Origin of the sequence: Clostridium sp. AF21-20LB (genome assembly GCF_003478795.1) — a bacterium.
GTDB lineage: Bacteria > Bacillota > Clostridia > Lachnospirales > Lachnospiraceae > Otoolea > Otoolea fessa.
Window position 1 is genome coordinate 47,387 of the sequence record NZ_QUGD01000018.1, and the last position, 6,878, is coordinate 54,264.

Sequence of the window (6,878 nt, forward strand, 5' to 3'; positions counted from 1 at the left end):
ATTTGATATATTTGTTTATAATAATCTGGCTTTTTGATACTATGTAGTCAAACCTCATGAGGAACACGAGAAATAAAAAAACATTACATAAGGGGGTATTACATGGTGGAGAAAACTAAAAATGGGGCGGAGAAAAAAGAAACTCCGTTGTACGTGAAAATATTCATTGCATTGTTTGCAGGTATCGCGTTTGGTTACGTCTTAAATTTTATGGGCGGCGTGGAGAATGAGATCATTAACGGATATGTCCTTCCGTTCTTCCAGTTCATCGGAGATTTGTTTATCAAGTTGATCAAGATGATTGTCGTCCCGCTGGTGTTCTTCTGTATCATCGACGCGGCACTTTCGCTGGGCGATATCAAGAAACTTCGAAGCATCGGCGTTAAAACCATCATCTGGTTTTTAGCAACGGGCGGTATTTCAGCAACCATCGGTCTGATACTTGCCAATATCATCAAACCGGGACGCGGCTTGCAGCTGGGAACGGCAGAGACAGCAATGGAGGTAAAAGAACTTCCGGGTATCTACCAGACACTGCTCGACTTAATCCCGTCCAACCCATTCCAGGCACTGACAAGCGGCGAGATGATGCAGATTATCGTCTTCTCCCTGTTCCTTGGATTTGCCATCATCAGCATCGGCAAGGAAGCACAGCAGTTATGTGACATTATCAGCCTCTGTTCACGGACGATGTTTAAGGTTATCGATATGATTCTTGGAATTATCCCTTACGGTGTATTCAGTTTGATGACTGTAGCACTTGCGAAATATGGCGTTGCCATCTTCGGACCGGTTCTGAAATTCATTTTAACCGATTATCTTGCCTGCATCATCATGAGTACTGTTGGATACGGCATTTTCCTTACCGTGATTGGAAAGGTAAATCCGATGAAATTCTGGCGCAAAGCGTTTGAACCTTGGATGATCGCATTTAGTACCTGTACTTCTTCAGCAGCTCTTCCGGTATCAATGGAAGTAGCACCGAAGAAGATGGGCGTTCCGAGAGATATTGCGAGTTTCGTACTTCCACTTGGATGTACCGCTCAGATGAACGGAACGTGTGCATACTTTGGTATCGTTGTTCTCTTTGCCGCACAGCTGTACGGCGTAGAGTTAAGTATTCAGCAGCAGATTATGCTGGTTGTACAGGCAACCTTCTTAAGCGTTGGCTGTGCAGCAACTCCGCAGATTGGTCTGGTTATCAGCTTAACCCTGATGACGCAGATGGGACTTCCGCTGGATGCATACGCACTGGTAGCTGGAATCTATCGTATCATCGACCAGATTCACACATCTACTAACTCTGTAGGCGACCTGGTAGCATCTGTCTGTATTTCTCAGATGGAGGGCGAACTGGATCGCGAGATTTTCAATCAGGAAGAAGCCAAAAAGGCAGCTTGAGTTTTAGAAAGAGACATCCCGGATTCGTATGAAATGTGAAATATATCTGGGCAGTAGTTATGTATGGAACCCGGAAAGCGGGGAAACGACAAATTTGTGCAGAACGTGAATCAAAGATGGAATATGGAACACCCGGTTCTGAAAAGTCCACGTTTTCCGGATAAAAAGGAAAAAAACAGAAATAATTCCCACTTGCAAAGGTGCAAAAATTTAAGGGAACCAGGCAAAACAAGAAAAGGAGATTAAAACTATGAGTGATAACAGAATTATCGAATGTATGGAACGTGCACAGTATCTTCTTGGCAACCTGATGGCTGTTAAACCGGGCGAGGAAGTTTTGATTGTCGTTGACCCTCAAACCGACGAGAGAATGACCCAGGCGATGGCAGCAGCCGCTTTAAACTGCGGCGCTGAGTACGGCGTATACATGATGCCGATTCGTGGAAAAGACAAAGCAACCATTTTTCCGAAGTCGCTGGAGCTTGGCATGGATGCATGCGACGTATTTGTCGGCATGACCACTGCATCCGGTGCAGCTATCTACAATAACCATCTGAAAGAACTCATCAACCAGAAGAAACTTCGCGAGGTTTCCATCTGCTTAAGAAATATCGACAACTTCACACGCGGCGGTGCTCTGGCAGACTATGAAGCAGTTTATGCAGACGGCGAGAAGCTGCAGGCGATCTGGAGAGGTCATAAGATGGCTCACATCACCACACCGGCTGGTACCGACCTGTACATGGAAATGAATCAGATGGAGCCGATCATCGAGTGTGGTATCGCGAGAAATCCGGGCGATGCAATGGCATGGTCTGACGGCGAGGTTTCCTTAGGACCGGTGATCGACACAACCCATGGCAAACTGGTAATTGATGGACCTATCTGCTACTATGGATGCCCGACCACACCGGTTGAGTTAAGGATCGAAAAAGGACGTATCGTAGAGGTAGTTGGCGGCGATCCGAAGATTTGTAAAGAAATCCGCCGTCAGATCGCAGAAGTTAAAGATTCCGACAACATCGCAGAGATCGGACTTGGACTTAACCCGGCTTGTATGTTCAACGGAGACTTTGAGGAAGAGAAGAAGGCAAGAGGAACCTGCCACATCGCAATGGGCAACGGCTTCTACTATGGACAGCCGGCACGCTCGACCGTACATATCGACATGGTACAGTACAATCCGACCGTTATCTTCGACGAGGGAACACCAGAAGAGGTTCTGATCGTAAAAGACGGCAAGGTTGTTTGTTTGGGCGACAAATAATATGGCTATATATTAAGAAGTATCAAGAACGAATTGTCAATGAAAGACTGCATGAATTGTGGCTGTGATTTCCCCTTGAGCAGTCGCAATATAAAACATCAGGAATTTGTAAAAGCTTAGTAATTGAATAAACCTCCATATTAAAAATGGAAGCTGTGGACGCAGGTTAGCTGCCTTAGATGTGTAGAGCGCAGGCGTTCGCAGCTTCTTTTGAGTGCTGATTCACGCACCTGGAAGTTTTGTAAAATAAGTTGGATTCTGCCTGAAAACGGACGGAAAATACAGTTTATTTGTTTACAGATATAGAAATCTTATGATAAAATAATAACAATAAAAAATAACTGTTAGATATGGCGGTTATATTCGTTTATAGCAGATTTTAGCATAGAGATATGGGAAAGTGGATCAGCCATATTTAAGTGCAGAACCATGGCAAAATTCGTTACGGGTCATGTGTGCAAGAATCGTAACATCATTTAAGCAAAGCAGGATGGAAAATGGACAGGGGGAATTGACAAATGCTGAATGAAATGAAGTACGTGTATGAGGTTTACAAAGAAAAGAGTTTTTCCAAAGCGGCGAAGAAGCTTTTTATCAGCCAGCCAGCACTCAGCAACATGGTGCGGAAGGCAGAGAAAGAGATGGGAGCGCCGATTTTTGATCGCAGTACGATTCCGCTGACGGTGACGAAGGAGGGCGCGTATTACATCCGTACCGTTGAAAAGATTCTTTTTCTGGAACGGAATCTGGAACGGTATTTTCAAGATATTGCGGGGCTTCAGGGCGGCACGCTGGCGCTCGGCGGTGCATCTTATTTCTGCTCGTTTGTGTATCCGGATCTGATTGCCCGTTTTCAGACAAAATATCCGCAGGTTACGATTGACCTAACAGAAGGAAATACGCGGGAGCTGAAAGCGGGGTTGGAAAATGAGTCGCTGGATCTGGTGTTGGAGACGGCGATGGAGAAGGACGATACTTCGATCAAACGGTATTTATTCCGGAAGGAAAATCTGATTCTGGCAGTTCCGGAAAGTTTTCCGGTTAACCGGAAGCTGCAGCCATACCGACTGTCCAGGCAGGAGATTCTGTCCAAGTCCTTTTTAAAACCGGAGGTGGAGGCGGTTCCGTTAAAGGACTTTAAGGATGTGCCGTTTATCACGATGAAACCGGGCAATGATATGTATAAACGAGGCGCGAAAATGTGCCGCAACGGCGGTTTTACGATGAAAACTGTGATGATGGTGGATCAGGTGCTGACTTCTTTAAATATCGTCTCCAACGGGGTTGGAGCGATGTTTGTGCGTTCTGATATTGTACAGTGGCGTCCGGAGGACCCGAGGCTGGTCTATTATAAGCTGGACGACCCGCTGTCTGAGCGGGAGATCACATTTTCGGTCAAGAGGGGGCGTTATGTGACGGCGGCGATGCGTGAGTTTATGCGTCTGGCAGGCATCCGGTCGGATGATCCGGACGCCGATCCGGCTGCCGGGAGGCAAAAGGAGTAACGGCAATTTCCGAAGACGGGGACTGAATGCGGCGTAAATTCCGGAATGCGGTTGCAAAATCAGTTAATCGTGTAAATTTTATATAATTTTACGTCGATTTAGACTTTACCAGCAGTCTAAAGTATGATAGACTATAACAATGAGGGTAAATGAGTTGCCGATTAAAGGCGGAAGAATTTCTATTCTGGAGAATTCGCGGGATGCTATGAGAGACAGGAGCAAAGGTGGATTTTATGAAGGAGACAGAGGGGATTTATTTATCCAAGACGATGAGGAATAGGAGGAATGGCGGGCAGGAACATGGAAATCACAGTTGCGAAGACGGCTGGCTTCTGCTTTGGCGTGAAGCGGGCAGTCGAGAAGGTATATGATCAGATAGCGACGGGGAAGAAGCCGATCTATACCTACGGTCCCATCATCCACAATGAAGAGGTGGTGCGGGATCTGGAAGAGAAGGGCGTACAGGTCATCAATTCGAAGGAGGAACTGGAAGCTGAAAGAAGGCGTGGTCGTCATCCGTTCCCACGGCGTAGGCAGGGAGATCTATGAACTCCTGGAACGCCAGGGACTGGAGCTTGTGGACGCGACCTGTCCATTTGTCAAAAAGATCCACAAGATTGTCCGGGAACAGTGCGAAGCCGGACGCCGCGTGATTATCGTGGGAAATGAGCACCACCCGGAGGTCGAGGGTATCAAAGGCTGGGGAAATGAGTATACTCTGGCAGTCGAGTCACTGGAGGAATTTGAAAATCTGGCACTCAGACCGGATGAAAAGCTCTGTATCGTGGCGCAGACGACATTTAACTACAATAAATTTCAAGATTTAGTTGAAAAAATTTCAAAAACGTATTATGATATACTTGTTTTAAATACGATTTGCAATGCAACACAGGAGAGACAGGTTGAGGCGAGGCAGATAGCTTCACAGGTTGATGTTATGATTGTGATTGGAGGCAAGAACAGTTCTAACACACAAAAGTTGTATGAGATTTGCCGCAGGGAATGTAAACACACTTACTACATTCAGACACTGGAAGATTTCAAGCCTGAGATAACAGGTACTGTGCGCAGCGTAGGTATTACAGCCGGGGCATCGACCCCAAATCAAATTATCGAGGAGGTTCATACTAATGTCAGAATTAAGTTTTGAACAAATGTTTGAAGAATCATCATTCAAGAGATTACGTACAGGAGAGGCTGTTACCGGTCAGGTTATCGGTGTCAAGGAAGACGAAATCATTCTCAGCATCGCTGGAAGCAAATCCGAGGCATCATCACAAGAAGCGAATTCACCAATGAGCCGGGCGTAGATCTTAGAACCAAAGTTCAGGTCGGCGACGAACTGGAAGCAAAAGTTCTGAAAGTAAACGACGGAGAGGGCATGGCTGCTTTATCTTACAAGAGACTGGCTGCTGATAAGGGTCTGAAACGTCTGAAAGAAGCTTTCGAGAACAAGGAAGTTCTGAAAGAGAAAGTTACACAGGTTATGGAGAAAGGTCTCGTAGTAGAGGTTGAGGGAACCCGTGTATTCATTCCGGCAAGCATGGTTTCTGATACTTATGATAAAGACTTATCCAAGTACGCAGGTCAGGAGATTGAGTTCGTAGTTACCGAGTTCAATCCGAGCGGAAGAAGAAGCCGTATCATCGGCGACCGCAAGCAGATCCTGCTTGAGAAGAAAGCTGCTATGCAGAAAGAATTATTCGAGAAGATCGCTGTTGGTCAGACCGTAGAAGGTGTTGTTAAGAATGTAACTGATTTCGGTGCATTTATCGACCTTGGCGGCGCTGACGGTCTGCTTCACATCTCTGAGATGTCCTGGGGCAGAGTTGAGAACCCGAAGAAGGTTTTCAAAGTAGGCGATAAAGTAAAAGCTCTGATCAAAGATATCAACGGCGAGAAGATTGCTCTGAGCTTAAAGTTCCCGGAGAGCAATCCGTGGGCAAACGCAGCTGAGAAATATGCTGTAGGCAACGTAGTAGAAGGCAAGGTAGCACGTATGACTGATTTCGGCGCATTCGTTGAGCTGGAGCCAGGTGTAGATGCACTTCTTCACGTATCCCAGATTTCCAGAGAGCATGTTGACAAACCATCCGACGTACTGAGCGTAGGACAGGTTATCACTGCTAAGGTGGTTGATTTCAACGAGGCAGACCGCAAGATCAGCCTGAGCATGAAAGCTCTTGAGAATCAGGAAGCAGAAGAAAACTAATCAAACGGTTGACGCTAGTTTCTCATCGGACAGATAGTGCGTCAGACGGAGGATGAAAGAATCATCAGCTGTCACTTCCACAGGAAGAATGTGGAGGTGGCAGCCGTTTTTGTGATGGTGTGGGGCATGGTATTCTTGACCGGAACGCAGTCGGGTGTTTCTGGGATTGGAAGAAAGAGCAGGGTTTTTCTGGTGTGGTAGAAAGCTATTTGGTGATTTTATTAAGATAAAAATGAAAACAGGCTGTATGGCGTATGTGATGGAACATAGGTTGTACGGTCTGTTTTTTTGCGTGATGAGGAGCGGGATACGGCGTGGTGAAGGGTTGTGGGAGCAGAAAGATGGATTGGAGTGAGTCATAAAGGATATTTGGAAAAATATTGACAAAGAAGGTACACTGATATATAATTTAGATACAATATTATATAACTTTAGATACAATATTATATAACATATAATATTAAAACAAGAAAAAATATTATATTTTGAATTA

General features: G+C 45.7%; 3 protein-coding genes and 2 pseudogenes. All 5 read left to right on the forward strand.

From position 1 onward, the window contains the following. The first annotated feature begins 102 nt into the window (after positions 1-102). The 5 genes and pseudogenes from DWX76_RS09905 (at position 103) to rpsA (ending at position 6,385) form a co-directional block, all read left to right on the forward strand. Positions 103-1,401 carry a dicarboxylate/amino acid:cation symporter gene (locus DWX76_RS09905; RefSeq protein WP_118570581.1) on the forward strand — a complete coding sequence of 433 codons (1,299 nt, stop codon included), beginning with the start codon at positions 103-105 and terminating at the stop codon, positions 1,399-1,401. Positions 1,402-1,651: 250 nt separating this feature from the next. Beyond that, entirely contained in the window at positions 1,652-2,668 is a 1,017-nt protein-coding gene (locus DWX76_RS09915) for an aminopeptidase (protein WP_118472903.1), read from the forward strand. A 518-nt stretch (positions 2,669-3,186) separates the two neighbouring features. Then, entirely contained in the window at positions 3,187-4,173 is a 987-nt protein-coding gene (locus DWX76_RS09920) for a LysR family transcriptional regulator (RefSeq protein ID WP_118481745.1), read from the forward strand. A 300-nt stretch (positions 4,174-4,473) separates the two neighbouring features. Further along, positions 4,474-5,323: pseudogene (gene ispH, locus DWX76_RS09925) on the forward strand (4-hydroxy-3-methylbut-2-enyl diphosphate reductase). Next, positions 5,304-6,385 (forward strand): annotated as a pseudogene (rpsA, locus tag DWX76_RS09930) (30S ribosomal protein S1). Before ispH ends, rpsA begins: the two co-directional pseudogenes overlap by 20 nt. The last annotated feature ends 493 nt before the right edge of the window (positions 6,386-6,878 follow it).